Annotated in this window: 21 protein-coding genes and 15 tRNA genes; 5 read left to right on the top strand and 31 right to left on the bottom strand. The window is 45.6% G+C overall.

What is annotated here, in order from left to right:
- Nucleotides 1–80: 80 nt before the first annotated feature.
- The 5 genes from rplI to rnr all read right to left on the bottom strand — a co-directional run bounded on the left by rplI (nucleotide 81) and on the right by rnr (nucleotide 5,227).
- Nucleotides 81–533 (bottom strand): 50S ribosomal protein L9, encoded by a 453-nt coding sequence (rplI, locus tag L1D55_RS11740; RefSeq protein WP_102422992.1) that lies wholly within the window; start codon nucleotides 531–533, stop codon nucleotides 81–83.
- Between the two features lie 38 nt (nucleotides 534–571).
- Nucleotides 572–799: a 30S ribosomal protein S18 gene (gene rpsR / locus L1D55_RS11735; protein WP_000090472.1), complete on the bottom strand. Its 228-nt coding sequence runs from the start codon at nucleotides 797–799 to the stop codon at nucleotides 572–574.
- Nucleotides 800–908: 109 nt separating this feature from the next.
- Complete coding sequence (rpsF, locus tag L1D55_RS11730; RefSeq protein ID WP_004741278.1) at nucleotides 909–1,298, bottom strand: 30S ribosomal protein S6; 390 nt, start codon at nucleotides 1,296–1,298, stop codon at nucleotides 909–911.
- A 548-nt stretch (nucleotides 1,299–1,846) separates the two neighbouring features.
- Entirely contained in the window at nucleotides 1,847–2,587 is a 741-nt protein-coding gene (rlmB, locus tag L1D55_RS11725) for a 23S rRNA (guanosine(2251)-2'-O)-methyltransferase RlmB (RefSeq protein WP_004741280.1), read from the bottom strand.
- 138 nt (nucleotides 2,588–2,725) lie between these two features.
- Complete coding sequence (gene rnr / locus L1D55_RS11720; RefSeq protein WP_239917537.1) at nucleotides 2,726–5,227, bottom strand: ribonuclease R; 2,502 nt, start codon at nucleotides 5,225–5,227, stop codon at nucleotides 2,726–2,728.
- A gap of 249 nt (nucleotides 5,228–5,476) precedes the next feature.
- Here rnr and L1D55_RS11715 point away from each other — a divergent pair, with 249 nt between their 5' ends.
- On the top strand, nucleotides 5,477–6,886 hold the full coding sequence (locus L1D55_RS11715; protein ID WP_239917536.1) for an amidohydrolase: 1,410 nt from the start codon (nucleotides 5,477–5,479) through the stop codon (nucleotides 6,884–6,886).
- Between the two features lie 128 nt (nucleotides 6,887–7,014).
- Here L1D55_RS11715 and L1D55_RS11710 read toward each other — a convergent pair whose 3' ends face one another.
- Nucleotides 7,015–7,650 (bottom strand): tetratricopeptide repeat protein, encoded by a 636-nt coding sequence (locus L1D55_RS11710; protein WP_004741283.1) that lies wholly within the window; start codon nucleotides 7,648–7,650, stop codon nucleotides 7,015–7,017.
- Between the two features lie 286 nt (nucleotides 7,651–7,936).
- Nucleotides 7,937–9,253: an adenylosuccinate synthase gene (locus L1D55_RS11705; protein ID WP_004741285.1), complete on the bottom strand. Its 1,317-nt coding sequence runs from the start codon at nucleotides 9,251–9,253 to the stop codon at nucleotides 7,937–7,939.
- A 172-nt stretch (nucleotides 9,254–9,425) separates the two neighbouring features.
- On the opposite strand from L1D55_RS11705, the gene L1D55_RS11700 reads away from it, so the two are divergent.
- Complete coding sequence (locus L1D55_RS11700) at nucleotides 9,426–9,614, top strand: DUF2065 domain-containing protein (RefSeq protein WP_004741286.1); 189 nt, start codon at nucleotides 9,426–9,428, stop codon at nucleotides 9,612–9,614.
- A gap of 213 nt (nucleotides 9,615–9,827) precedes the next feature.
- Here L1D55_RS11700 and hflC read toward each other — a convergent pair whose 3' ends face one another.
- The 8 genes from hflC to tsaE form a co-directional block, all read right to left on the bottom strand.
- Nucleotides 9,828–10,808, bottom strand: coding sequence for a protease modulator HflC (gene hflC, locus L1D55_RS11695; protein WP_008223939.1), 981 nt, complete (start codon nucleotides 10,806–10,808; stop codon nucleotides 9,828–9,830).
- Nucleotides 10,809–10,810: 2 nt separating this feature from the next.
- Entirely contained in the window at nucleotides 10,811–12,007 is a 1,197-nt protein-coding gene (hflK, locus tag L1D55_RS11690) for an FtsH protease activity modulator HflK (RefSeq protein ID WP_008223941.1), read from the bottom strand.
- A 27-nt stretch (nucleotides 12,008–12,034) separates the two neighbouring features.
- On the bottom strand, nucleotides 12,035–13,342 hold the full coding sequence (gene hflX / locus L1D55_RS11685; protein WP_239917535.1) for a ribosome rescue GTPase HflX: 1,308 nt from the start codon (nucleotides 13,340–13,342) through the stop codon (nucleotides 12,035–12,037).
- A gap of 44 nt (nucleotides 13,343–13,386) precedes the next feature.
- Nucleotides 13,387–13,650: an RNA chaperone Hfq gene (hfq, locus tag L1D55_RS11680; RefSeq protein ID WP_004741290.1), complete on the bottom strand. Its 264-nt coding sequence runs from the start codon at nucleotides 13,648–13,650 to the stop codon at nucleotides 13,387–13,389.
- Nucleotides 13,651–13,843: 193 nt separating this feature from the next.
- A complete protein-coding gene (miaA, locus tag L1D55_RS11675; RefSeq protein ID WP_239917534.1) occupies nucleotides 13,844–14,776 on the bottom strand; it encodes a tRNA (adenosine(37)-N6)-dimethylallyltransferase MiaA in 933 nt (310 codons plus the stop codon).
- Between the two features lie 142 nt (nucleotides 14,777–14,918).
- Nucleotides 14,919–17,111: a DNA mismatch repair endonuclease MutL gene (gene mutL, locus L1D55_RS11670; RefSeq protein ID WP_239917533.1), complete on the bottom strand. Its 2,193-nt coding sequence runs from the start codon at nucleotides 17,109–17,111 to the stop codon at nucleotides 14,919–14,921.
- A 75-nt stretch (nucleotides 17,112–17,186) separates the two neighbouring features.
- Complete coding sequence (locus L1D55_RS11665) at nucleotides 17,187–18,908, bottom strand: N-acetylmuramoyl-L-alanine amidase (protein WP_239917532.1); 1,722 nt, start codon at nucleotides 18,906–18,908, stop codon at nucleotides 17,187–17,189.
- Nucleotides 18,902–19,366, bottom strand: a complete 465-nt coding sequence (gene tsaE, locus L1D55_RS11660) for a tRNA (adenosine(37)-N6)-threonylcarbamoyltransferase complex ATPase subunit type 1 TsaE (RefSeq protein ID WP_004741294.1) — start codon at nucleotides 19,364–19,366, stop codon at nucleotides 18,902–18,904. The genes L1D55_RS11665 and tsaE overlap by 7 nt, the downstream gene beginning before the upstream one ends.
- 222 nt (nucleotides 19,367–19,588) lie before the next feature.
- On the opposite strand from tsaE, the gene queG reads away from it, so the two are divergent.
- On the top strand, nucleotides 19,589–20,731 hold the full coding sequence (queG, locus tag L1D55_RS11655; protein ID WP_239917531.1) for a tRNA epoxyqueuosine(34) reductase QueG: 1,143 nt from the start codon (nucleotides 19,589–19,591) through the stop codon (nucleotides 20,729–20,731).
- A gap of 695 nt (nucleotides 20,732–21,426) precedes the next feature.
- Here queG and L1D55_RS11650 read toward each other — a convergent pair.
- The 16 genes from L1D55_RS11650 to orn all read right to left on the bottom strand — a co-directional run bounded on the left by L1D55_RS11650 (nucleotide 21,427) and on the right by orn (nucleotide 24,061).
- Nucleotides 21,427–21,502, bottom strand: a tRNA-Gly gene (locus L1D55_RS11650).
- Between the two features lie 33 nt (nucleotides 21,503–21,535).
- Nucleotides 21,536–21,612, bottom strand: a tRNA-Met gene (locus L1D55_RS11645).
- A gap of 37 nt (nucleotides 21,613–21,649) precedes the next feature.
- A tRNA-Gly gene (locus L1D55_RS11640) sits at nucleotides 21,650–21,725 on the bottom strand.
- 33 nt (nucleotides 21,726–21,758) lie between these two features.
- A tRNA-Met gene (locus L1D55_RS11635) sits at nucleotides 21,759–21,835 on the bottom strand.
- Between the two features lie 40 nt (nucleotides 21,836–21,875).
- Nucleotides 21,876–21,951: transfer RNA gene (locus L1D55_RS11630), tRNA-Gly, on the bottom strand.
- Between the two features lie 33 nt (nucleotides 21,952–21,984).
- Nucleotides 21,985–22,061: transfer RNA gene (locus L1D55_RS11625), tRNA-Met, on the bottom strand.
- 144 nt (nucleotides 22,062–22,205) lie between these two features.
- A tRNA-Gly gene (locus L1D55_RS11620) sits at nucleotides 22,206–22,281 on the bottom strand.
- A gap of 33 nt (nucleotides 22,282–22,314) precedes the next feature.
- Nucleotides 22,315–22,391: transfer RNA gene (locus tag L1D55_RS11615), tRNA-Met, on the bottom strand.
- Nucleotides 22,392–22,427: 36 nt separating this feature from the next.
- Nucleotides 22,428–22,504 (bottom strand) — tRNA-Gly (locus L1D55_RS11610).
- A 33-nt stretch (nucleotides 22,505–22,537) separates the two neighbouring features.
- A tRNA-Met gene (locus tag L1D55_RS11605) sits at nucleotides 22,538–22,614 on the bottom strand.
- Between the two features lie 140 nt (nucleotides 22,615–22,754).
- Nucleotides 22,755–22,830: transfer RNA gene (locus L1D55_RS11600), tRNA-Gly, on the bottom strand.
- Between the two features lie 56 nt (nucleotides 22,831–22,886).
- Nucleotides 22,887–22,963 (bottom strand) — tRNA-Met (locus L1D55_RS11595).
- A 36-nt stretch (nucleotides 22,964–22,999) separates the two neighbouring features.
- Nucleotides 23,000–23,075, bottom strand: a tRNA-Gly gene (locus tag L1D55_RS11590).
- Between the two features lie 54 nt (nucleotides 23,076–23,129).
- Nucleotides 23,130–23,205: transfer RNA gene (locus tag L1D55_RS11585), tRNA-Gly, on the bottom strand.
- A 54-nt stretch (nucleotides 23,206–23,259) separates the two neighbouring features.
- Nucleotides 23,260–23,335, bottom strand: a tRNA-Gly gene (locus tag L1D55_RS11580).
- A gap of 180 nt (nucleotides 23,336–23,515) precedes the next feature.
- Nucleotides 23,516–24,061, bottom strand: a complete 546-nt coding sequence (gene orn, locus L1D55_RS11575; protein ID WP_004741326.1) for an oligoribonuclease — start codon at nucleotides 24,059–24,061, stop codon at nucleotides 23,516–23,518.
- A gap of 149 nt (nucleotides 24,062–24,210) precedes the next feature.
- On the opposite strand from orn, the gene rsgA reads away from it, so the two are divergent.
- Together rsgA and asd are read left to right on the top strand one after the other, a co-directional pair.
- Nucleotides 24,211–25,266 carry a small ribosomal subunit biogenesis GTPase RsgA gene (gene rsgA, locus L1D55_RS11570; protein WP_004741327.1) on the top strand — a complete coding sequence of 352 codons (1,056 nt, stop codon included), beginning with the start codon at nucleotides 24,211–24,213 and terminating at the stop codon, nucleotides 25,264–25,266.
- Between the two features lie 125 nt (nucleotides 25,267–25,391).
- The gene (gene asd, locus L1D55_RS11565) at nucleotides 25,392–26,303 is read left to right on the top strand and encodes an archaetidylserine decarboxylase (protein WP_239917530.1); all 912 of its coding nucleotides are present in this window, start codon (nucleotides 25,392–25,394) and stop codon (nucleotides 26,301–26,303) included.
- Nucleotides 26,304–26,333 lie beyond the last annotated feature (30 nt).

Genomic DNA, 26,333 nt, shown 5'->3' with positions numbered 1-26,333 from the left:
ATATTCCAGACATAAAAAAACACCAGCCGAAGCTGGTGTTTAAAACTTTCATAAAGAAAGAATTCGTCTTGGTACTGAAATTACTCAGCTGCAACGATAGCGATTTTCGCAGTAGCAAAAACTTCAGAGTGAAGTTGGATGCTTACTTCGAATTCGCCGATGTTACGTAGAGCGCCTTCAGGTAGGCGTACTTCGCTCTTAGCTACTGCAACACCTGCCGCTGTGATAGCGTCAGCGATGTCACGAGTACCGATAGAACCGAATAGTTTACCTTCGTCACCAGCTTTAGAAGCGATAGAAACGCCTTCTAGAGCGTTAACTTTCTCTGCACGAGCTTCAGCAGCAGCTAGTTGCTCAGCAACTTTAGCTTCTAGTTCAGCACGACGAGTTTCGAACATAGCAACGTTGTCTTTAGTTGCCATAACTGCTTTACCCTGTGGGATAAGGAAGTTACGAGCGTAACCAGATTTAACGTTTACTTGGTCGCCAAGGCCACCTAGGTTACCGATCTTATCAAGTAGAATAACTTGCATTATCTTAGTCCTCTTAAACTATTATTAACTATTACCGATTACTGATGCTTGTCAGTGTACGGTAGTAGAGCTAGGTAACGAGAACGCTTGATAGCGCGAGCTAGTTGACGCTGGTACTTAGCGCTTGTACCAGTGATACGGCTAGGAACGATTTTACCAGCTTCAGTGATGTAGTTTTTAAGAGTTGCTACGTCTTTGTAGTCAATCTCTTGTACGCCTTCTGCAGTGAAACGGCAGAATTTACGACGACGGAAGAAACGAGCCATGGGCTATCTCCTGATCTTAAATTTAATAATGCAGCCTTTCAAAACTTAGGAAGTGGTGAAAGACTTAAAACAAGTTGAGAATTTTTTAAGGCATTAAGCCAAAAAAGAATTACTCAGCAGCTGCTTCTGGTTTAGCTTCTGTACGCTCTTCGCGACGAGGAGCACGCTCTGCACGCTCTTCTTTTTGCTTAAGCATAATAGATTGCTCAGTCACAGCGCCTTTAGTGCGCATGATCATGTTACGTAGAACTGCATCGTTGAAACGGAAAGCAGTTTCTAGCTCGTCAATCACTTCTTGACCAGCTTCAACGTTCATAAGAACGTAGTGAGCTTTGTGAAGCTTGTTGATTGGGTAAGCCATTTGACGACGACCCCAGTCTTCTAGACGGTGGATAGTACCGCCAGCTTCAGTGATAGAACCAGTGTAACGCTCGATCATGCCAGCAACTTGCTCGCTTTGATCAGGGTGAACCATGAATACGATTTCGTAATGACGCATTTGGTTGCTCCTTACGGATTATTAGCTTCCACGAATGGCTCGGTCGTCCAGAGGAAGCAAGGAACTAAAGATAAATGACCGAGTTTTAAGGACGGCAAATATTATAGAAAGAACCCTGTATTGGCAAGTGGTATTTGGCGAATAATGAAACAGTTTTTCTTTCGCCATTTAGGGGCTGTTAATCTTTCGAGCTGGCTTTTGCAGCTCTTTGTGGGAAATTTATACAAGACAGAGGCTTTGACGTGTAGCTAGCCTACATAAAAAGCCGATAACGCAGTAGAAATGAACCACAAAGGCTGCCCGAAGGGTTCGAGCTAGGCGCCCCCGCAAAAATCATTTTGTGCTTTGTTGAAGAATATTTGCTTAGAATGACTAGGCTACATACTCTTCGCCGCGCCTAAAACGATTTTATCTCGAACAAAATTCAACCACGAAAGAGCAACAGCCCCTTACCATCCGTGGTTCTTTCGATTTCTGACTCTATGCCCTTAAACAAACGCCCACCAGCATGTGGTGGGCGTTAGAAATAAATCAATTCAATTAGTAATTTACTGCGCTAGACGCTGACGTACCGCTTCAAACAGACAAATACCAGAAGCCACTGACACGTTCAGGCTTGATACGCTACCAGCCATCGGGATTTTGATGAGGTCATCACAGGTTTCACGCGTTAGACGACGCATACCGTCACCTTCTGCACCCATTACCACTGCAAGAGGGCCGGTTAGCTTCGCTTGATAGATATCGTGCGTCGCTTCGCCTGCTGTACCTACAAACCATACACCTTGCTCTTGCAGAGCACGCATTGTGCGAGCTAGGTTGGTTACGCGTACTAGAGGAACTGTTTCAGCAGCACCACATGCAACCTTACTAACTGTTGCTGTTAATGGAGAAGAGCGGTCTTTAGGCACGATAACCGCAGCAACACCAGCCGCATCAGCATTACGCAGACAAGCACCTAGGTTATGAGGGTCTGTTACGCCATCGAGAACCAACAGCAATGGCTGCTCGTGTTGAGCTAGGATGTCGTCTAGGTGAGTTTCGTTAAGCTGCTTAGCAGGCTTCACCTTAGCGATAATACCTTGGTGGTTTGCACCTTGTGCTTTGTCATCCAGCGGCTTACGGCCCATCTGTTGAATGGATACACCAAACTGTTGTAGCTGATTCAGCAATGGCAAAAGGCGCTCGTCTTGACGACCTTTCAGCACATACGCTTCAATGAAACGTGCTGGATCTTTTTCTAGTACAGCTTTCACCGCGTGAATACCGTAAATAAATTCGTTACTCATTGTCTCAAATTACTCTTATTGCTCAGAGATGAACGGCACTAACTCCGATGCATTCAGCTCTGCGTTGTTTATTTCGAGAGTATGCGTTTCACGCCCGATACTCCCGTATTACATTCGTTGTTAACGCTTGGCGATGTCCTAAGACTTATCCGCCCTTGCCTTGCGCGTTGCTGAGCGCTTTTTCTTCGCTCGAGCTTTCGCCGCACCGGTCTTATTACGCGATTTTTTCTTTTTCTCAGAAGCTTCTGAACTACCATCTGGTCGCTTAGTTGGCTCAACTAATGGTTTAGCTGCGACACCCGGTTTGTTGCTCTTCACTGCGGCGCGTTTCTTACTTTTCGCCTTTTTCATCGCTTCAGCAGCACGTTTCTTGGCGGTTTTACCTTTGCCACGAGGCTGACGAGCAGTGTCTTCCAAATCAAAATCAATTTGGCGAGTTTCTAGGTTAACCGCAGAAACCTTCACTTTAACCGAGTCACCCAAGCGGTAGATGTTGCCAGAGCTTTCACCCACCAAGCGCTGACCAACAGCATCAAATTGGTAGTAATCGTTCGCTAACGCTGAGATATGTACCAGACCATCAATGTGCAGCTCAGTTAAACGCACAAAGAAACCAAAACCGGTAACGTTGGCAATCACACCGTCCATCACTTCACCGACGTGGTCTTGCATGTATTCACATTTCAGCCAGTCGTTCACTTCACGAGTGGCGTCATCGGCACGACGCTCAGTCATTGAACACTGCTCGCCGTAGAAGTCCATTTCATCGAAAGTGTAGTGGTAACCGCCGGTTGGTGTCCAACGTTCGCTGTTACGCCCCTCTTCTTTCGCAATAAGGTACTTAATCGCACGGTGCAGTAGCAAGTCAGGGTAACGACGGATCGGCGAAGTAAAGTGAGCATAGCGTTTTAGCGCTAGACCAAAGTGACCTACGTTATCAGCGTTGTATACTGCTTGCTTCATCGAACGTAGCAGCATGGTTTGAATCAACTCGCGATCTTCACGCTCATTAATTTGCTGCATCAGCTTTGCGTAATCCGTTGGTGAAGGAGACAAACCACCATCTAGCGATAAACCAAGTTCACTTAGGAAATCCTTAAAGCCTGCTAGACGCTCTTCACCTGGAGTTTCGTGAATACGGTACAGCGATGGCTCTTTCGCTTTCTCCACCAAAGATGCAGACGCGATGTTCGCCAGAATCATACACTCTTCGATGATCTTGTGTGCATCGTTGCGAACAACGGGTTCAATACGGTCAATCTTACGATCCGCATTGAAGATGAATTTAGTCTCTACCGTTTCAAACTCAATTGCACCACGCTCGTCACGAGTCTGCTTCAGTACTTTGTACATTCTGTGCAGCTCTTCTAGATGCGGCACTTCTTGTGCGTACCGCTCACGAAGTTCTTCGTTGCCATCTAGGATCGCGCCTACTTTATTGTAAGTAAGGCGAGCATGAGAGTTCATTACCGCTTCATAGTGCTTGTAGCCAGACAGTTTGCCTTTGTCTGAGATAGTCATCTCACACACCATACACAAACGGTCTACTTGAGGGTTCAACGAACATAGGCCATTAGAAAGCACTTCTGGCAGCATTGGAACAACTTGCGATGGGAAGTATACCGAGTTACCACGATTGATCGCTTCTTTATCTAACGCAGTATCAGGACGAACGTAGTAGCTAACATCAGCAATCGCTACCCATAGGCGCCAACCTCCACCTTTCTTCGCTTCACAATAAACCGCATCATCGAAGTCGCGTGCATCTTCACCATCGATTGTTACCAATGGCAATTTACGCAGGTCAACACGTCCTTCTTTTGCTTCTTCAGGTACATGCTCACCCAAGTTAGCAATTTGCTTATCAACAGCTTCTGGCCACTCATTTGGGATCTGGTGGGTATGAATCGCAATTTTGGTTTCCATGCCCGGAGCCATGTTCTCACCAAGCACTTCAGTTACCTTACCCATCATGTTACGAGAGCGACCGCCACGGTCAGTAATTTCAATCACAACCACATTACCCATTCGAGCTCCGCCTTTATGCTCGGTTGGGATAAGGATGTCATGACTGATACGTGAGTCGTCAGCAACCACATAAGAGTGACCATACTCCAAGAAGAAACGACCAACGATTGGTGTAGTGCGTTCTTCAAGTACGCGAACTAAACGACCTTCACGACGGCCACGCTTGCTATTGTCCGTTGGCTGAGCCAACACGTAGTCACCGTGCATGATGGTTTTCATCTGATGGTGCGGCAGTAGAATATCGTCATCCTTGCCTTTGCTGCCATCAGGGCGAACCCAGCCATGACCGTCTTTGTGACCAATCACGTAACCTTTCACTAGCTCTAACTTTTCAGGTAGCGCGTAGCATTGGCGACGAGTGAAGACAAGTTGTCCATCACGCTCCATAGCACGTAAACGACGACGTAGCCCTTCATATTGCTCCTCTCCTGCAAGGCCAAGCGCTTCGAATAGATCATTGCGGTTCATTGGAATATTCGCTTCCGTTAGAAACGATAAAATGAACTCACGGCTTGGTACTGGGTTGTCGTAATTCTTCGACTCTCGATCGGCAAAAGGATCAACGTTAGTGGTAGCTGTCGTGTTTTCTGACATCGGTGTGTTTTTTGACATAGGCGGGCCTGCTTAAGCAAGGAAGGTATATACCCCTAGTATATCCGATGCTAGAGGTAAGCTACAGATATGCTTTAGAAAACCCGAAAATAACCTCAGATTGATACATATCTTCATTTTGTGAAACATCACTTCATAGTCACGGACTACCATCAGAATTTTGCGCAAACGATAAAACAAACGTTTGCCTCATGAATGAAATGCACTATTATCCAGACACTTTTACCAACTCCTGTTCTGAGTATTGATATGAAATTAAAACGCACCTTATTGGCTTCAGCAATGGCGAGCCTTGCGCTATTCCCATTCGCAAGTTCTGCGATGGAAAAAGCTGACCTAATGATTACCGATGCGATGGTTCTAACCATGAACCAAGACAAAACGGTTTATGAGAGCGGAACGGTTGTCGTCAAAGACAATAAAATCATTGCGGTTGGCGATGCTTCACTAGAAAAGCAATACAAGGCTGAGCAAGTGCTAGATGTCGATGGCGACATCGTAATGCCAGGTCTAATCAATACTCACACCCACGTATCAATGACGGTTTTCCGTTCACTGGCTGATGATGTACCAGACCGACTACACCGCTACATCTTCCCACTAGAGAAGAAGTTAGTATCACGCGATATGGTGCGCATTGGTGCTAACCTAGGTAACGTTGAAATGGTCAAAGGCGGTGTGACAACTTACGCCGACATGTACTACTTCGAGGATGAAGTTGCAAAAACCGTCGATAAGATTGGTATGCGTGCCATCCTTGGTGAAACCGTTATTAAGTTCCCGGTTGCCGATGCTGCTAACGCCGAAGAAGGTATCAAGTACGCGTTGAACTTTATTGAAGAATATAAAGATCATCCACGTATTACCCCTGCATTTGCACCACATGCGCCTTACACCAACACCACAGAAATCCTGCAGAAAATTTCTAAATTGTCATTAGAGCTCGATGCTCCAGTGATGATCCACCTTGCTGAATCACACCGTGAAGTAGAGAAGATCGCAGAGCGTTCAGAAGGCTTATCGCCGGTTCAATACATGGATAGCATTGGCGCACTCAACAAAAACCTGGTTGGTGCACACATGATCCTAGTTGATGAGCATGACATTGAGCTTGTTAAAAAATCGGATATGGGTGTCGCTCATAACATGAGTGCGAACATCAAGTCGGCAAAAGGCGTATCACCTGCACTACAGATGTATGACGAGAATGTACGTATCGGTTTAGGTACTGATGGCCCAATGTCAGGTAACACTCTGAGCACTATCGATGAATTCAACCAAGTTGCGAAAGTTCATAAGCTAGTCAATAAAGATCGTGCTGCAATGCCGCCGATCAAAGTGATCGACATGGCAACAATGGGCGCAGCAAAAGCGCTACACATGGAAGATAAGATCGGCTCCCTTGAAGCTGGTAAGCTAGCAGACATCATAGTGATCGACACTAAAGCACCAAACATGGTTCCTGTTTACAACCCGTATTCAGCACTGGTGTATTCAGCTAACTCTGGCAATGTTCGTCACACGATCGTCGATGGCAAGATCATAATGCAAGATCGCGACATGCTAACGGTAGATGAAGATAAGATTCGTCAGGAAGCACTCGACTTTACCAAGGTAGTTCGTGAAACCGTTATCGAATCAGGTGAAGTAGTTCAATAAGTTCGCTATCGAATCACATGACTATCTAAACGTAAAAAGCCCCGCACTAATTCAATTAGGCGGGGCTTCTTATATCTTGTGACCTGTAACAACGAGTGCTGGAATCATTACAGGTTTCTAGCTCGGTATTACCAGAATACGTCGCGTCGTTTTGCTCGCGCGATAATATTGTCTGGCATTCTCTTTTCCAGACCACTTCGCAATACGGTAATGCGCTTGTGTTGTCTTTGGTCTGCAGTGACTGAGTTGTATAACCAGCGGTAAGCATCTTCGTAATCTAACGGGCTGCCATAGTCACGTAACAACAGCTCTGCTAGATGAATACTGGCACTCAGGTTCCCCAGAGAGGCCGCTTCGCGCAGATATGGGATCGCACGCTCTTGGTCTTGTTGAACCAAGGTTCCACGAGAATAATAACGACCCAATTGCTCTAGTGCTGCAGGTAAACCTTGGTGTGCCGCGTTTTCCATATAGTAAAGGCCAAGCTCTACATCTTGAGGAACACACACGCCCCACGCCAGCATATCGCCGTATAAAAACTCATAAGAAGGCAAGCTAATACGCGTTGCACGAGCAACGATATCTTCAACTAACTGGCACTTATCAGCTTTCACTCGCTCTAGGTGTTGATTATTCTCGATTAAATTAATCAGTTCAGCTTCTGTATATATTGGAACCGGCTCCCCGACATCAGCCAAATTTGCATGACTCAAGGGTGAGCTCAGCGCCATTATCAATGAAGCTGCCACAATTCGTAGCTTCATACCTGCACTCTTTTATCGGTTTTAAAAACGCATCGAACCTTTGGGCAACCCAAACTCAATTACATTTCACTCACTATGATATCTGTATCGGCAACTCAGCGTATCGCTTTAGACAAAACTTGCCGCTAATGGGCAATATTTTGCCAGATGGCGTTCAAAAGATCATCACAGAAAGCTTCACCCTCAGATTACAAATATAAAAAAGCCGACTTAAGAAAGTCGGCTTTTAGAAAACGATTTAATTATCAAAGCACTAAAGGTGCCGTGGTAATCACTCAATCAGGCATTATGCGCTGTATGGGTGAACCTTGATGATAGTTTCGTTACGGTCTGGACCAGTTGATACGATATCAATTGGCACACCTGTTAGGTCTTCGATACGTTTGATGTAATCAAGAGCAGCTTGTGGAAGCGCGTCGATTGACTTAGCACCAAATGTTGTTTCAGACCAACCTGGCATTGTTTCGTAGATTGGCGTTGCTTCTTCGAAAGACTCAGCAGCCATTGGAGAAACTTCTAGGATAGAGCCGTCAGCCATCTTGTAGCCAGTACAGATCTTGATTTCTTCTAGGCCGTCAAGAACGTCTAGTTTAGTCAGACACATACCAGTTAGAGAGTTGATTTGGATTGCACGACGCATAGCAACAGCATCGAACCAACCAGTACGACGTAGACGACCAGTCGTTGCGCCAAACTCGTGGCCAACATCACCTAGGTGCTTACCAACTGGGTCTTGCTTGTCTAGGCCATCGTATAGCTCAGTCGGGAATGGACCTGAACCTACACGAGTACAGTAAGCCTTAGTAATACCAAGGATGTAACCGATGTGACGAGGACCAAAACCAGAACCTGCAGCAACACCACCAGCAGTCGTGTTAGAAGAAGTTACGTATGGGTAAGTACCGTGGTCGATATCTAGTAGAGTACCTTGAGCGCCTTCGAACATGATCTTGTCGCCGCGCTTACGTGCTGCGTCTAGTTCGTCAGTTACGTCCATAACCATTGAAGTTAGTAGATCTGCGTAACCCATGCACTGCTCAAGTACATCTTCGTAGCTTACTGTTTCAGCTTTGTAGAAGTGCTCTAGTTGGAAGTTATGGAATTCCATTACTTCTTTTAGTTTTTCAGCGAACATTTCTTTATCGAAAAGGTCACCAACGCGTAGACCGCGACGAGCAACTTTATCTTCGTAAGCTGGACCGATACCACGACCAGTTGTACCAATAGCTTTCGCGCCACGAGCGATTTCACGCGCGTTGTCGATAGCGATGTGGTAAGGAAGAATTAGAGGACAAGCTTCAGAAACGAAAAGACGCTCGCGAACTGGGATACCGCGCTCTTCAAGAGGCTTCATTTCTTTAAGAAGTGCTTCAGGCGAAAGTACAACACCGTTACCGATAACACATTTAACGTTATCGCGCAGGATGCCTGATGGAATTAAGTGAAGAACGGTTTTTTCACCGTCAATTACAAGTGTGTGACCTGCATTGTGACCGCCTTGGTAGCGAACCACGTATTTTGCATCTTCAGTTAAAAGGTCAACGATTTTACCTTTACCTTCATCACCCCATTGGGTGCCTAGAACGACTACGTTATTTCCCATCTTTCCAATTTCTGTTGCTAATTAAAAATGGATTCTAGCACTGAATCACACTTCTTGCAGTCACTTTTTGTTCATAAACGTTAACGCTGTACAAAAATAAAACAGCGATTACGAAGGGCAGATCGCTAAAGATGCTGATATCATTATATTTTTATAGATATAAGGCAGCATCATGTCTGATTCAATTTGGCTCGCAATTGGGCTTGTTCTCATCGTTGAAGGGCTTGGCCCATTAATCGCACCAAATGGCTGGAGAAATATGGTCGCTCAGCTAAGCGAGCAACCCGATACTCAATTGCGCCGCATTGGTGGCTGCCTTGTTGTCGCTGGTGCCGTAATCGCCTTTATGACACATCACTAACTCACATCGTCACTTCTCAGAGTCGCTGCTATGCATAATTCCTTAGCATTGCTAGCTGGAAGATAGTTCGAGCAACCACTCTCCCATAGCAGCTCAGGCAAGAAAAATAACAGAACTCTAAAAAGCAAAAAGGCTCCCATTGTGGGAGCCTTTTAAGTGTTAGCGTGACTGGTTATTAAAGTTCAGCGTTTGCTGCTTCAATAACTACTTAGCTTATTTCGCTGGAGCACCGCTCGCTTGATTCATGTATTGGAAGAAGTCTGTCTTCGGATCCAGTACTAGAATGTCGCTCTTATCGCTAAATGATGACTCGTAAGCTTGCAGTGAACGCATAAAGCCAAAGAACTCAGGATCTTTGTTGTATGCATCAGAGTAGATCTTCGCCGCTTCTGCATCTGCATCACCACGAGTTACTCGAGCAGTACGGTCAGCTTCAGCAAGTACTGTTGCTACTTCTAGCTCAGCTTGAGCACGGATAACTTCAGCACGCTCACGACCTTGAGAACGGTGCTTACGAGCAACCGACTCACGCTCTGCACGCATACGCTTGTAGATAGAGTCACTGATGTTGTCTGGAAGGTTGATTTTCTTCATACGGAAATCAACAATCTCAACGCCTAGGTCTTTCAGCGCACTTTCACGAGTATCTGCAAGTACGTTTTCCATGATCTTGTCACGCTCACCATCCACCTCTAGGGCTTCAGCAGCAGCAACTGTTGTCACTTCTTCACTATCAGCTGAATCTGGCAGTACATCGTTATTACGAGGACCTGATACGATTTGCTTGATTTCACGAGAACCGATTTCAGAACGAAGAACATCTGTCACTTTACGCTCAAGAAGTGCTTCTGCTGTTAGTGCGTTACCACCACCTGTTGCTAGGTAGTATTGACCGAAGTCTTGGATACGCCACTTAACGTATGAATCGATGATCACGTCTTTTTTCTCAGACGTTACGAAACGGTCAGAACGGCCGTCCATTGTTTGAATACGTGCATCAAGAGTTTTCACACGGTCGAACAATGGCAGTTTGAAGTGTAGACCTGGTTCGTGGATACGAGAGATGTCGTTAGTATCTTTCAATACACGACCGAAACGAATCACGATACCGCGCTCGCCTTCAGGAATCACGAATACTGACATCAGTAGTAAAGCTAACGTAACAACCAATACAGGGATCATTAATTTACGCATTATTAGTATCTCCCTTGACGTGAGCTATCTGAACGAGACTGAGAGCTCGACGCTGGTTCAGGTTGAGTTTCTAGTTCAATCTGATCGTAAGTCGATGGTGCCTTTGTTGAGCGAGTGCCCGACTGAGAACCACCTTGAGCGCCTAGCTTATCAATTGGTAGGTACAACAAGTTACCGCTTGATTCAGAGTCAATCAGGACTTTAGATGTGCTTGAGTACACTTTTTCCATTGTATCTAGGTACATACGGTTACGTGTTACTTCTGGAGCTGCTTGGTATTCAGGTAGCAGTTTCTCGAACTGAGCCACTTGACCTAGAGCACCATTAACTGTGCGCTCTGAGTAACCAACCGCTTCTTTCTTCAAACGCTCAGCACGACCTGTTGCTTTTGGAAGAATGTCATTTCGGTAAGCTTCAGCTTCACGTTCAAAACGCTCTTCATCCTCACGAGCCGCGATAGCATCATCAAATGCATCTTTAACTTGCTCAGGTGGACGTGCTGACTGGAAGTTCACATCAACAATAAGAATACCCATGTCGTAGCTATCGATAATGCGGTTAAGCGTTTCTTGAGTGCTTTGACGAATCTGTTGACGACCACTTGTTAGGATGCTGTCCATCAGTGAGTCACCGATTACTGCACGAAGCGCAGAATCCGTCGCCTGACGTAAGCTGTCGTCCGCATTCGTTACACGATATAAGTATTTGTACGGGTCAGAAACACGGTACTGAACACCCATCTCAACCGTAACTACGTTTTCGTCTTTCGTTAACATGGTGCCAGAAGCACGTAGAGAACGAATCGCTTGAACGTTTACTAGCTGCTCATCACTGATTTGATCGATGAAACGTGGATGCCAGTTAAGACCAGGTTCTTCAATACGGTCGAACTGACCTAAGCGAAGTACAACTGCTCTTTCTGCTTCGCCAACGGTGTAAAAACCTGCGAAGAACCAGATAGCAATAGCAATAACGGCAATGACACCAAAGCCAATTGCACCGCCACCACCAATAGATGGCCCGTTTCCGTTACCACCTTTTTTACCAAACTTGCCACCCAACTTTTGACTCAGCTTGTTAAACACTTCGTCTAGGTCTGGCGGTCCTTGATCTCGGCCACCGCGATTATTTTTATTACCCCAAGGGTCATTATCGCGGCCGTTATCGCCGTTGTTATTTCCAGGCTCATTCCACGCCATTAGAAAGCTCCATCATTTGATATGACGTTATACTGTAGCAGTCTCTGAGGTAACGATAAAGTCACCCAAGAGCGCCCCTTCTCTTTTTTCAAGTTTAGACCAATCTATCTGTTGCATTCGGATATCTATCAACAAGTTACCATTTTCATCATACTCTTCCTGTTGAATACATTTCAGCTGGAAAAATAAACTACGAATTCGGCCTTGATGTTGATGCGGAATACACAGTCGGTATTGAACCATTTGACTCGCTAAACGCTCAGTTAAAGCTTCAAACAGCAGTTCGATACCTTCACCTTCCATCGCAGAAACCCAAACAGCGCGTGGTACGCCCTCTTCGTCTCTATCAATGCGAGGTTTTTGGTCTTCCATGCAGTCAATCTTGTTCATGACTACAAGGGTTGGCACTTCATGAGCATCGATTTCTTCTAATACATCATGAACAGCCTGAATGTTCTCACGAAAGCGGTCATCACTGGCATCAACAACATGTAACAAAATGTCAGCTTCCTGCGTCTCTTGTAACGTAGCCTTGAACGCAGCGACCAAGTCGTGTGGTAGATGACGGATAAAACCTACAGTATCTGCGAGAATCGCAGGCCCGACATCTGGCAAATCAATCTTACGTAGTGTTGGGTCTAGTGTTGCAAACAGTTGGTCTGCCGCATAAACACCGGCACTAGTGATTCGATTGAAAAGCGTTGATTTCCCCGCGTTGGTATAACCAACTAAAGAAACGGTTGGGATCTCAGCTCGATTACGAGCGCGTCGCCCTTGTTCACGTTGCTTAGCTACCTTAGCTAAACGACGTAATATTGCCTTTATACGGTCACGCAACAAACGTCGATCGGTTTCCAGTTGAGTTTCACCTGGACCACGAAGACCAATACCACCTTTCTGCCTTTCAAGGTGAGTCCAACCACGAATCAATCGGGTAGAGATATGACGAAGCTGAGCGAGCTCAACTTGTAGCTTACCTTCATGAGTTCGCGCACGTTGTGCAAAGATATCTAAGATCAAACCCGTGCGATCAATCACACGACATTTACACAATTGCTCGAGGTTTCGCTCTTGGGCAGGAGAGAGGGAGTGGTTAAAAATCACAATTTCAGCACCGGTCAGCTGAACAGCTTGTGCGATTTCTAGGGCTTTACCTTCTCCGACATAGTATTTAGGGAGTGGGGATTGGCGGCTACCAGTAATCACTTGTAGCGTTTCTACCCCCGCAGAGGAGACCAGCATTTCACATTCGCTTAGGTCTTCCCATTCTCCCTCATGCGTGAAGTTGATATGAACAAGTACGGCTCGCTCACCGGATTCATAACGGTCAAACAAGCAACCAACTCCTTATCACAGCATTTGCTGTGTTAATTGAACGATTAATCTTCTGTCTTCTCTGCACGATCAGATGGAGCACGTTGCTCGCCGCTGTGGTGACTTACTGCACGAGCAGGAACCACAGTAGAAATCGCATGCTTGTAAACCATTTGGTTTACAGTGTTCTTCAGCAAGATCACGAATTGATCGAACGACTCGATCTGACCTTGCAGCTTGATGCCGTTTACAAGGTAGATTGAGACTGGAATGCGCTCACGGCGGAGTGCATTTAGGAATGGGTCTTGTAGCGATTGCCCCTTAGCCATTTTATTTTCCTTATTTTGTATTTTGTTGTAATTATTTAGCTAGTGGTGCACAAAAAGGTGCGGCCTTTGCATCTGAGCTAAATGAATAAAAAAACTCCGTTGTTATTGAAAGGCTGTGATTTTAAAAAGCCTCAATAACGGATCCTTTCCAGAGTATATTCACGCAAAAGCGATCACATTATACACAGCAATACTAATCAGATGCTATTGCATCTGAAAGAGTTTCTAATGCTTGATCAATGTTTTCGCTATCCAACCAAGTTAAATCATCCCAACTGCGCAACCAGGTGATCTGTCGCTTGGCCAACTGACGGGTTGCACAGACACCACGGAAAACCGCTTCGTCTAAATCACAATTACCGTCTAAATAATCCCACATCTGCCTATAACCAACGCATCGGATCGATGGCAATTCAGGGTGAAGATCTTCTCTGGCGTACAGCGCCTTCATCTCTTCTTGGAATCCTGCTTCGATCATCTTCTCGAAACGCAGCTCAATACGGCGATGGAGTTCTTTCCTTTCCTTGGGAGCTATTGCAAATTGTTTTACACGAAATGGCAGGCTATCGCCTTTCGTTTGAGTTAGCTCTGTTAATGTTTTACCCGAAATTCGATAAACTTCCAATGCCCTTGAAAGCCTTTGTGGATCATTTGGGTGTATTCTTTCAGCGGATACGGGATCAATCTCTCTTAATTGATCATGTAATGCTTGCCAACCTTGCTCGATAGATTCCGCTTCAATCTGCTTGCGAATCTCAGGATCCGCAGCCGGTAGTGGCGATAAACCTTCCAACAACGCCTTGTAGTAAAGCATAGTGCCGCCCACTAAAAGAGGGATCTTGCCTTGGGCAACGATCTCGTTCATCTCTTTCAGTGCATCACAACGAAAATCTGCCGCAGAGTACGCTTCGCTTGGGTCAAGAATATCAATCAAGCGGTGAGGCGCGAGCGCAAGCTCTTCTGCATCCGGTTTAGCGGTGCCAATATCCATGTCTTTGTAGATAAGTGCCGAATCGACGCTGATGATCTCTACTGGGTATTTCTGACGTAAGCGGATAGCTAAATCTGTTTTTCCTGATGCCGTTGGGCCCATTAAAAACAACGCTAAAGGTAATTTTTCAGTCATGATAGTTAGTATTTGTTTCTCAGTTATAGCGCTTTATAGCAAAGGGCTTTTGTCACGAGGGATTCGCGTTCAAAAAAGCGTCCATCGTAAAAATAAAATCATACACAGCCTAAGCCGTAAACTAGCTTAATTTATCAATAAACTAAGCCATAAATGCCGCAATAGTCGCCGAAAAGTCGATAGGATTAACAAACTCAGGATCATCTAATGGAAGTAGACCATGCCAAAGTTGTTCAAGTTCCCCAACTAATTGAACCGCTTCAGATAAAGTGTAGTCGCTTTTTACTTGTGCGGTTTGAATCCCGATCCAGTTAACCAAAGCTGGCAACATGTCATCAGGTTGCTTCACTGCACTCTGGGCATTTATTGAAGCCGCGTACGATAACAGATCTGGGATCAGAATTTGTAAGTTTTGCTGCCTTAATGGAGAAGGAACCCCCATCACCATAACCGCTTCACTATTTCGAACCTTAAGCTCGATACCAAGACGCGCCAGTGGTTGGTTTAATGTATTCGCTACTTCAACCAATTCACTGCCAATTTTAAGCGATAAAGGCACCAGTAATGGCTGACTTTTTAATGCCCCGCTTCGTGTATCCAGCTGGCCAATAACGCGCAGTAATTCCGCTTTAGCTAAGGAGACCAATACGCAACCATTCTTGTTACCCATCATCAGGTACTGACGCTCGACAATCGAGACCGCCTTACCTAATTCAGTGACTGGTGTTCTTAGCTTCGACTGAGACAGCTTCTGTTGAGACGGCTCAGTATCGCTAGGCGCTGTTTGCGTCACCGGCTGTTGAGCATCTGATAGCTCCACCGTTTGGCGCTCAAAATCTGGCGTTTTCAACAGCTCTTTGTAAGCGCTAACCTCACGCTTCGAAGGTACAGGTTCGGCGTGATGTTGATGTGACTCTTTCTCTTTTTTCGGAGCAGGTCGTGATTCTATCCACTCTTGACGAGGCGATCCGGTAAAACTGGTTTCACGAGCAGACGAATTACGGTTAGCAGGTGAACCTAGATTACTTAAAGAGCCGCTGCTTGAAGATCCTCTACTAGACGCTGAACTATAGTGCTGACCACCATCATGCACGCTGTGCTGAGGCTGGTCATAAGCTTGCTCAGATTCTGCTTTTCTCGGATAGGCTGGAGTCTGCTCAATGGCATGTCGCACTCTTTCAGAAACCTGCGATTGTTCAGAGTGAACTGGGACATTGCTTTCTGGCGCACTAAAACTCGTCGTCTCTTCCACTTCAGGCACCGAACTATCTTGCTGATAACTAGGGGCTTCTGATTGGTGGAAAGCGGATTGATTAATAGGCGCCGCATCGATTTGCTTACTTTGTGCGAGACCATCGCTCAGTGCTTGATAAATAAAATCATGCACCAGACGAGCCTGATGAAAGCGCACTTCATGTTTAGCAGGGTGAACGTTCACATCGACTTGGTGTGGGTCCAGTTCAATGAAGAGTACGTAAGTTGCAAATTGGTCTGGACGCAAGCTGGTTTCGTAGCTTTGACGAATCGCGTGGTTGATCAGTTTGTCACGCATCATACGGCCATTCACATAGCAGTATTGTAAGTCGCTTTGCTGTCTTGCCCCCTCTGGCGTGGTGATCCAGCCATGAAGCTTCAACCCTTGGTGCTCAAGTTCTATCTTAAGCATATTACGAACAAATGGATTACCGCATACCGCTGCAATGCGTTTCTCAGCTTGAACCTCTGTTTTCGCTGCGCGGTACTGACGAATCATCTTGCCGTTATGACGCAGGTTGATCGTCACATCAAAGCGGCTTAATGCAATACGCTTAAGCAGCTCATCAATATGGGTGAATTCGGTTTTTTCAGTACGTAAGAATTTGCGGCGTGCTGGGGTATTGAAAAACAGATCCAGCACTTCAACCGAGGTGCCGATTGGGTGCGCGGCAGGCTGCAGTTTTACCTGCATATCTCGGCCTTCACTGTGCGCTGCCCAAGCTTGATCTTGAGTGGCAGGGCGTGAAGTCATAGTTAAACGCGCCACTGAACTGATACTCGCTAGCGCTTCACCACGGAAACCTAGGCTGACGATCGCCTCAAGGTCATCAAGAGTATGGATTTTAGAGGTAGCGTGGCGACTTAGTGCGAGAGCAAGCTCATCTTTAACGATGCCCTTACCGTTATCACGAACACGGATCATCTTGGCGCCACCTTTCTCAATATCAATATCGATGCGTGTCGCGCCGGAATCCAAACTGTTCTCAACCAGTTCTTTTACAACAGAAGCTGGCCTTTCTACCACTTCACCCGCTGCGATTTGGTTCGCTAAGCGAGCTGGCAGTATTTTGATCGTCATATTTATAGCTACCTTACTGCCATTCATAGAAGTCCTTCCAAGCTTAGAAGGCACTTCTATGTTAGTTAAACTCGATTATTTATGAGGAATAATTAGCACTTGTCCAATCGCCAATTCATCAGAGCGGAGCTTATTCGCTTGGCGAATGCTGTTCACACTCACCCCGTACTTGGCGGCAATCTTGCCTAAGTAATCGCCTCTTGCGACTTTATGTTTGCGTAGAGGAACATCTTTAACCTCAACCGTAATACGTAACTTTTGACCCACTCTCACCGTTTCTGATTTTAGACGGTTCTCACGTTTAATATCAGCCACAGACACTTTATAACGGCTAGCTATCTTACCTAGGTATTCTCCAGACTTAACCGTGTGAGTGATAGTCTTGGTCTTAACCGCACTACTTGATGATGAGCTTGAAGCACCGCCTGGAATCTTAAGCACTTGGCCAATCGCTAGGCTGCTCGACTTCAGATTGTTGTATTTCATCAATGCTTGTGTCGATGTACCGTATTTACTCGCAATCACCGATAGTGACTCACCACGAGACACCTTGTGCTGACTCACACTGCCTGTTGATGATGTCGCATTAGACAAGATAATCCCTTCAGGCGGGTTCTCTTTCAGGTATTTCACCACAGCTTTAGTCACAGCACGCGCAAGTTTATCTTGGTGCGAACGTTGGAAAAGTAACTTCTCTTCCGTTGGGTTTGAAATAAAGCCCGTTTCTACCAATACCGAGGGGATCTGCGGTGAGCGCAATACTGCCAAGCTCGTATTAATCGGCTTACTGTTGTGTAGCTTAGCGACTTTACCCATTTCAGACAGAATCGCTGTTGCCAGTTTATAGCCCTCTTTCTGAGAGTGGCTAAACTGCAGGTCCAACAAGGTTTGGTTTACGTTCTTATCATCAATATTATTAGTGAAAGCAGCGCCGCTGCCTCCCAACAATTCTGATTGTTTCTCTTTATTCTCAATCCAACGGGAGATTTCTGTATTCGCACGTCGAGTATTCAGTACAAACACCGAGCCGCCTCGTGGTTGAGGTGTAGTAAAGGCATCCGCGTGAATAGAGATCAATAGGTGTGCTTCATTCTCACGAGCGATAGCAACACGTCGATTGAGGTTTACAAAGTAGTCAGCATTACGAGTCATACGAGTTTTGATACCCGGAATCGCATTCAATTGAGCGGCTAACTTCTTAGAAATGCTCAGCGTCGCATCTTTTTCATATTTACGGCTTGGACCGATCGAGCCTGGGTCTTCACCACCATGGCCAGGATCAATCACGATCAAAATATCTTTCTGACGCTTAACCTGATTGATGTCTTTACTTACCGTTGGTTTACTTGGTTTTGTAGCTGGCTTACTCTTGCTCACAGCACCATGAGGCAGATCGATAACCAAGCGGTGTCCATATTGGCCGCCCGGTGTTGGGCTCAACTTAAAGAGTTCAGCTTTAGAAGATTTCTTCAATTCGAAAACTAAGCGATAGGTTCCCTTCTGAGGGGGAGAGCTTTTACGAACTTTAGAAAGTACAGGGCTGTCTTTCACCACCACCGGTAACTTAGTGGCCAATTCGGTATTTTTTAAATCGACAACCAAGCGGCTTGGGCTACTCAGTGTGAAATAGCTAAAGTCGACCTCAGATTTAAGATCGATAACCACACGCGTTTCTTCAGGTGAAGGCCAAACCCTCAAACCTTTTAATGAATTCGCAGAAACCAGTGAAGAAAATAGTAAGGAAAAAACAGCAGCCATCATGGCTACTGTTGGAAAAAGGCGTCTAGAAATCAACATAACTCCAACTGACTAAGTAAGCGCTGTCCGTATTCACTATTAGCGGTTAAAGAAACAATGCGGTGATCGTCTTGGTAACGAATATCAATATCCATGTCCGCTTCTGGTAGCAGTCCTTGGCCTTTCTCTGGCCATTCAACCAAACAGATCGCGTCAGGCGTAAAGTAATCACGAATCCCCATAAACTCGAGTTCTTCAGGATCGGCTAGGCGGTAAAGATCAAAGTGATAAACCTGCCAATCTGCAAGTTGATAAGGTTCAACTAGAGTATACGTTGGGCTCTTTACATTTCCTTGATGACCAAGTGCTTTTACAAAGCCGCGACTAAACGTCGTTTTACCTGCGCCAAGATCACCATGCAGATAAATAGTTGTCTGCTGTGAGCAAAGATTAGAAAGCTCCGTTCCTAGTTGAATCGTTGCTTGTTCATCTTTCAAAGTAAATTGTTTAGTGCTCATGAATACGTTCTCTAAAAATCGATCGTTGACTATATAAAAATCAAAAGAACAAGAATAGTAAACCGTGATGCTTTTGGGAGACAAGCACTCAAGTGTAAGTTCTATGAAAAATACTGTTCAAAACACGTCTGTTCTGGTCAACACCACTAAGATCCGTTAAGATCCGCCCCCATTTTTGCCGAACCTCATTTTAGTTATCCTTATCTCTATAAGAATGAAGCCATGAATCTAGACCATCTTGCTGAAAAAATTAAAATTTGGGGAAAAGAGCTAGGCTTTCAAAAAGTTGGTATCTGCGATGTTGATCTCAGTGAACACGAAGCCCCTCTTCAAGCATGGCTAGATGCGGGTCATCACGGCGAAATGGATTGGATGGCCCGTCATGGCATGATGCGCGCACGCCCTAATGAACTTCACCCGGGGACCATTCGAGTGATCAGCGCACGAATGAACTACCTACCACCAGAAGCTCAATTTGCTTCAAACCTCAGTGATACCACTCAAGGTTACATCAGCCGTTATTCTTTAGGTCGCGATTATCACAAATTGTTCCGTAACCAACTGAAAAAGCTGGGACAAAGAATTGAAAAAGAGGTCGAAGGTTTAGACTCTCGTCCTTTCGTTGATTCTGCGCCTATTTTAGAAAGACCACTTGCTCAAAAGGCAGGGCTTGGCTGGACAGGTAAACACTCACTCATTCTCGATAAAGACGCAGGCTCTTGGTTCTTCCTTGGAGAGCTACTAGTGAACATCCCTCTTCCTGTCGATGAGCCGAGTGTTGACGAATGTGGAAAATGCACCGCATGTATCACCTCCTGCCCAACCGGCGCCATTATTGCTGATGGTGTGGTCGATGCTCGAAAATGCATTTCATATTTAACGATTGAATACGATGGTGTAATCCCAGAAGAGTTCAGAGAAGCAATTGGGAACCGAATCTATGGTTGCGATGACTGCCAGTTGGTTTGCCCATGGAATCGTCACGCTGATATCACTGAACAAAAAGACTTCCACCGTAGAGAAGATTTTAAAGAAGCCGACCTCGTTTTACTCGCAAGCTGGGATGAAGCGACCTTCTTAAAGAAAATGGAAGGCTCAGCGATTAGACGTATTGGCCATACGCAATGGTTGCGCAATATCTATGTTGCTATGGGTAATGCACCATTCCAACAACGTATTGTTGAAACCTTAGAGTCTCACCGAGGTAATAGCGACATGTTAGATGTTCATATCGAGTGGGCTTTAGAAAAACAATTACAGCAATTGCCGAGCATTATTGAGGTTCAAAAAGGTAACAACAAAGTCGCAACTAAAAAGCACCGGCTGATACGTATTGTTGAGAAAGGACTACCAAGAGATGCTTAGCCCTATATATGCCAATGTTTGGCAGGCTAGCTCTTACTAACAGTCCAATATTTAAGACAACTCGTTGCACATAATTTTAGAACAATGTTTGACCTTGTTCTCAATTTTGACAATGTGGAAAAAATTCAGAACTCTCGTAAACTTCCGACACCTACACAAAGTTAAACACAGTACCGATAAATGATTAAGATCAAAAAACAACAAGTTAACGATCTTTCACCAAATCCCGCATACGCATCTAAACTTATAAAAAACAACAAGTTACAAACATCAAGATTTAGCTAATATATTGAAAACAAGAAAGATCTTTTTGAGAGATGCAAAGAATTAAGCCTGAAATAACTTTATCAACCAAGTTATCCACATCTAACTATTTGTGGATAAGCCTGTTTATAGATATGAAAAACCTCAAGTATCTACTTCAGAGACCTGATGATTACTAGCATTCCAGTTGCTAAGAAAAATTTAAGACAAAAAAATATCCACCATGATGGAGGATTATTTGCTTTTTTGGGGGATTATGCTTCGCAGCATTAAAGAAAGAGCTTAGGCTTAAAGCCTATATCCAAGCCAGATAGCTTAGAAAGAAATTGGAGCGACACATGAGGTTCCCGATCTTTAAGGCTTAGGCGTGACCTCAACCTTGGCAAGGATTGCACTCTGCCAGAATGCTCTTCATGTTTCACTTTCAAAAATGGAGCGACACACGAGGTTCGAACTCGTGACCTCAACCTTGGCAAGGTTGCGCTCTACCAGCTGAGCTAGTGTCGCATAAGTTAACCGCTAATGCGTTTAACTGTAATGTGGTTGCGGGAGCCGGATTTGAACCGACGACCTTCGGGTTATGAGCCCGACGAGCTACCAAGCTGCTCCATCCCGCGTCCGGATGCATTGTTTAAGTCAATGAATCTATCAAATTGGAGCGACACACGAGGTTCGAACTCGTGACCTCAACCTTGGCAAGGTTGCGCTCTACCAGCTGAGCTAGTGTCGCATAAGTTAACCGCTAATGCRTTTAACTGTAATGTGGTTGCGGGAGCCGGATTTGAACCGACGACCTTCGGGTTATGAGCCCGACGAGCTACCAAGCTGCTCCATCCCGCGTCCGATGCCATCATTTAAAGTAGATGGGAACTTATCAAATTGGAGCGACACACGAGGTTCGAACTCGTGACCTCAACCTTGGCAAGGTTGCGCTCTACCAGCTGAGCTAGTGTCGCATAAGTTAATCGCTAATGCGCTTAACTGTAATGTGGTTGCGGGAGCCGGATTTGAACCGACGACCTTCGGGTTATGAGCCCGACGAGCTACCAAGCTGCTCCATCCCGCGTCCGGATGCCATCATTTAAAGTAGATGGGAACTTATCAAATTGGAGCGACACACGAGGTTCCCGATCTTCAAGGCTTAGGCGTGACCTCAACCTTGGCAAGGATTGCACTCTGCCAGAATGCTCTTCATGTTTCACTTTCAAAATGGAGCGACACACGAGGTTCGAACTCGTGACCTCAACCTTGGCAAGGTTGCGCTCTACCAGCTGAGCTAGTGTCGCATAAGTTAACCGCTAATGCGTTTAACTGTAATGTGGTTGCGGGAGCCGGATTTGAACCGACGACCTTCGGGTTATGAGCCCGACGAGCTACCAAGCTGCTCCATCCCGCGTCCGGATGCATCAATTAAGTTGATGAGTCTTCAAATTGGAGCGACACACGAGGTTCGAACTCGTGNACCTCAACCTTGGCAAGGTTGCGCTCTACCAGCTGAGCTAGTGTCGCATAAGTTAACCGCTAATGCGTTTAACTGTAATGTGGTTGCGGGAGCCGGATTTGAACCGACGACCTTCGGGTTATGAGCCCGACGAGCTACCAAGCTGCTCCATCCCGCGTCCGGATGCATTGTTTAAGTCAATGAATCTATCAAATTGGAGCGACACACGAGGTTCCCGATCTTCAAGGCTTAGGCGTGACCTCAACCTTGGCAAGGATTGCACTCTGCCAGAATGCTCTTCATGTTCCACTTTCAAAATGGAGCGACACACGAGGTTCGAACTCGTGACCTCAACCTTGGCAAGGTTGCGCTCTACCAGCTGAGCTAGTGTCGCATAAGTTAATCGCTGCTCTTCCTGCTTTTGGCAATAGATAGCGCTTAACTGTAATGTGGTTGCGGGAGCCGGATTTGAACCGACGACCTTCGGGTTATGAGCCCGACGAGCTACCAAGCTGCTCCATCCCGCGTCCGGATGCATCAATTAAGTTGATGAGTCTTCAAATTGGAGCGACACACGAGGTTCGAACTCGTGACCTCAACCTTGGCAAGGTTGCGCTCTACCAGCTGAGCTAGTGTCGCATCATGGAAAGGTCTTTCACCTTCCGATTACCGTTTTCACGTTAATCTACAAATTGGAGCGACACACGAGGTTCGAACTCGTGACCTCAACCTTGGCAAGGTTGCGCTCTACCAGCTGAGCTAGTGTCGCATCACGGAAAGGTCTTTCACCTTTAGATTACCGCTTTCGCGTTAATCTACAAATTGGAGCGACACACGAGGTTCGAACTCGTGACCTCAACCTTGGCAAGGTTGCGCTCTACCAGCTGAGCTAGTGTCGCATTCTGAAAACGTCTTTCGCCGTTCAGGGCTGCGAATTATAAGAGCATTTTTTTGTGATGCAAGTCCTTAATGCAAAATTACGAAACTTTTTATTCAACTGCTGTAAAAGCACACAGATTTGCAAAAAAATTAGCTCTTATGTCCCTGAAAAGTTAGACAAACGTGATCAGTTTATCTGGCTAGATGTTAATAATTGTTTTTCGGTAGTACTGCAGCTCTGCAATTGACTCACGAATATCGTCCAATGCTAAGTGGCTTCCTGACTTAGAAAAACCATCTAATACTTCTGGTTTCCAACGACGAGCTAGCTCTTTAAGCGTACTAACATCTACATAGCGGTAGTGGAAGTACTCTTCTAATTCAGGCATGTGTTTGTATAAGAAACGGCGGTCTTGGCCAATGCTGTTACCACAAATCGGCGATTTACCTTTTGGTACCCACTTTTCAAGGAATGCGATCGTCTGTTCGATAGCATCTTGCTCAGTGATGGTGCTTTCTTGAATTCGCTTCACCAGGCCACTGCCAGTGTGCGTCGTTGTGCACCATTCGTCCATTTTGTCTAATTCACTCTGAGGTTGGTGAATAGCCAAAACAGGTCCTTCAGCAAGGATGTTAAGCTCACTATCAGTCACGATAGTCGCAATTTCAATGATTTTATGAGTTTCAGGATCTAGTCCCGTCATCTCTAGATCTACCCAAATTAGGTTCTGATCGCTAAAGGACATAAGGCGTCGCCTATTTGTTTATGTTTAAAAGAGGTACTATACCCAAATAACTATACTCAAACTAGCTTTAGGGCCATCGAAATCAAATGGCACCAGCAACAGTAGTTTGAGTTCCCAATCATCAAGTTAGATGTGTTAAGTGAAAAATTGTGGCTAAGAAAAAGAAGTTAACTAAAGGTCAGGTGCGTCGCGTACGTAGCAACCAGAACAAGCGACTCAAGAAAGAAGACTCAATCCAATGGGATGAGAACATGCTTGGTAGCACTAAAAGCGGACTCGTGATTACGCGTTTTGGTCAACATGCTGATATCGAAGATCTTGAAACAAACGAAGTTCATCGTTGTAACTTACGCCGTAGTATCGAGACTTTAGTTTCTGGTGACCGAGTGACTTGGCGTGCAGGCTTAGAATCGATGGCTGGTATTTCAGGTGTTGTGGAAGCCGTTGAACCAAGAACCTCAATGCTGACTCGCCCTGATTATTACGACGGCTTAAAACCTGTTGCGGCTAACGTAGACCAGATGGTTATCGTGTCTGCTGTACTTCCAGAGCTATCACTTAATATTATCGACCGTTACTTAATTGCTTCAGAAACAGTAAAAATCGCACCGCTTGTTGTACTCAACAAGGTCGACTTACTGACTGAAGAGCAAATTGCTGAGTACCAAGAGACACTAAAGATTTACGAAGAGATCGGCTACAAAGTGATGTTCGTGAGTAAAGAGTCTGGCTACGGTATCAAAGAGCTCGAGGCTGAACTCAAAGGCCGTATCAACATCTTTGTTGGCCAATCTGGCGTAGGTAAATCCAGCCTAGTGAATGCACTAATGCCGACACTAGACATCGAAGAAGGTGAAGTTTCTGAAAACTCAGGTCTTGGTCAGCACACCACCACTGCAGCTCGCTTGTACCACTTCCCTTCAGGTGGCGACCTAATCGATTCTCCTGGAGTTCGTGAATTTGGCCTATGGCACTTAGAAGCCGATGAAATCACTGAAGCTTTCGTTGAGTTCAAGCCTTACCTTGGCGGCTGTAAGTTCCGCGATTGTAAGCACAATGATGATCCAGGCTGCATCCTGCGTGAAGCCGTTGAAGATGGGAAAATCAGTCGACTACGCTTCGACAACTACCACCGCATCATTGAGAGCATGGTCAACAACAAAGACAACCGTCAGTATTCACGAAACAAAAAAGCGGACCTTTAATCGCGTTTTTGTGAACAAATATGTGCAGTTACTGACAATTGGCGCGAATTTAAGTAACATCTCGCGCCCTAAAGCGTCATCGACAGATTGAATTGAAAAACACATAGCATTGGAAAATTAATACAATGGATAAGATTAAAGTTGGATTGCAGTACTGGATTCCACAACATGGACTAACTCGTCTAGTCGGCAAACTGGCGTCTGCTAAAGCGGGCGGCTTAACGACAGCGATCATCAATTGGTTCATCAAACAATACAAAGTAAACATGGATGAAGCGCTACATAGCGATCCAAAACACTTTAAAACATTCAATGAATTCTTCGTACGTGAATTGAAAGAGGGCATGCGCCCTATCGCTGAAGGTGACTCTGTTATCGTTCACCCAGCCGACGCTCGCGTAAGCCAATTTGGCCCAATCACTGACGGTCAACTGATTCAAGCGAAAGGCCACGACTACTCTGCACGTGAACTGCTAGGTGGTGATGCTGGTCTTGCTGAAGAGTTTAAAGACGGTGAATTCGCAACGCTTTACCTATCTCCAAGCGATTACCACCGCGTACACATGCCATGTGACGGTACACTGCGTCAGATGATCTACGTTCCAGGTGATCTTTTCTCTGTAAACCCGCTAACGGCAGAGAACGTTCCAAACCTGTTCGCACGTAACGAGCGCGTAGTGTGTATCTTCGATACGGAATTTGGCCCAATGGCACAAGTGCTGGTTGGCGCAACTATCGTAGGTAGCATCGAGCAAGTATGGGCTGGCACGATTACTCCACCTCGTGGCAACTCGGTTTACAAGTGGGATTACCCAGCACAAGGTGATAAAGCAATCATCTTGAAGAAAGGCGAAGAAATGGGTCGCTTTAAACTTGGCTCTACCGTGATCAACCTATTTGCGAAAGATGCGATCAAGTTCGACGACACGATGCAAAATGGCGAAAAAACAGTTCTTGGTACGCCTTACGCGCACATCGCTGGTAAACAAGTTGAGACTGAAGCTGTTGATTCAGTCGAGAACACAGACCAAGCGTAATAATTTGAGCGAACTCATGTAGCTTCCAAG

It is taken from the genome of Vibrio sp. Isolate22, from assembly GCF_022398115.1.
Taxonomy (GTDB): Bacteria; Pseudomonadota; Gammaproteobacteria; order Enterobacterales; family Vibrionaceae; genus Vibrio.
The sequence above is the reverse complement of the archived record's forward strand: the minus strand, read 5'-3'. Positions and strand labels throughout refer to the sequence as shown.

Coding starts and splice junctions, on each gene's coding strand:
- rplI (WP_102422992.1), bottom strand. CDS start 533: ATGCAAGTTATTCTACTTGATAAGATCGGTAACCTAGGTGGCCTTGGC.
- rpsR (WP_000090472.1), bottom strand. CDS start 799: ATGGCTCGTTTCTTCCGTCGTCGTAAATTCTGCCGTTTCACTGCAGAA.
- rpsF (WP_004741278.1), bottom strand. CDS start 1,298: ATGCGTCATTACGAAATCGTATTCATGGTTCACCCTGATCAAAGCGAG.
- rlmB (WP_004741280.1), bottom strand. CDS start 2,587: ATGAGTAACGAATTTATTTACGGTATTCACGCGGTGAAAGCTGTACTA.
- rnr (WP_239917537.1), bottom strand. CDS start 5,227: ATGTCAAAAAACACACCGATGTCAGAAAACACGACAGCTACCACTAAC.
- L1D55_RS11715 (WP_239917536.1), top strand. CDS start 5,477: ATGAAATTAAAACGCACCTTATTGGCTTCAGCAATGGCGAGCCTTGCG.
- L1D55_RS11710 (WP_004741283.1), bottom strand. CDS start 7,650: ATGAAGCTACGAATTGTGGCAGCTTCATTGATAATGGCGCTGAGCTCA.
- L1D55_RS11705 (WP_004741285.1), bottom strand. CDS start 9,253: ATGGGAAATAACGTAGTCGTTCTAGGCACCCAATGGGGTGATGAAGGT.
- L1D55_RS11700 (WP_004741286.1), top strand. CDS start 9,426: ATGTCTGATTCAATTTGGCTCGCAATTGGGCTTGTTCTCATCGTTGAA.
- hflC (WP_008223939.1), bottom strand. CDS start 10,808: ATGCGTAAATTAATGATCCCTGTATTGGTTGTTACGTTAGCTTTACTA.
- hflK (WP_008223941.1), bottom strand. CDS start 12,007: ATGGCGTGGAATGAGCCTGGAAATAACAACGGCGATAACGGCCGCGAT.
- hfq (WP_004741290.1), bottom strand. CDS start 13,650: ATGGCTAAGGGGCAATCGCTACAAGACCCATTCCTAAATGCACTCCGC.
- miaA (WP_239917534.1), bottom strand. CDS start 14,776: ATGACTGAAAAATTACCTTTAGCGTTGTTTTTAATGGGCCCAACGGCA.
- mutL (WP_239917533.1), bottom strand. CDS start 17,111: ATGACGATCAAAATACTGCCAGCTCGCTTAGCGAACCAAATCGCAGCG.
- L1D55_RS11665 (WP_239917532.1), bottom strand. CDS start 18,908: ATGTTGATTTCTAGACGCCTTTTTCCAACAGTAGCCATGATGGCTGCT.
- tsaE (WP_004741294.1), bottom strand. CDS start 19,366: ATGAGCACTAAACAATTTACTTTGAAAGATGAACAAGCAACGATTCAA.
- queG (WP_239917531.1), top strand. CDS start 19,589: ATGAATCTAGACCATCTTGCTGAAAAAATTAAAATTTGGGGAAAAGAG.
- orn (WP_004741326.1), bottom strand. CDS start 24,061: ATGTCCTTTAGCGATCAGAACCTAATTTGGGTAGATCTAGAGATGACG.
- asd (WP_239917530.1), top strand. CDS start 25,392: ATGGATAAGATTAAAGTTGGATTGCAGTACTGGATTCCACAACATGGA.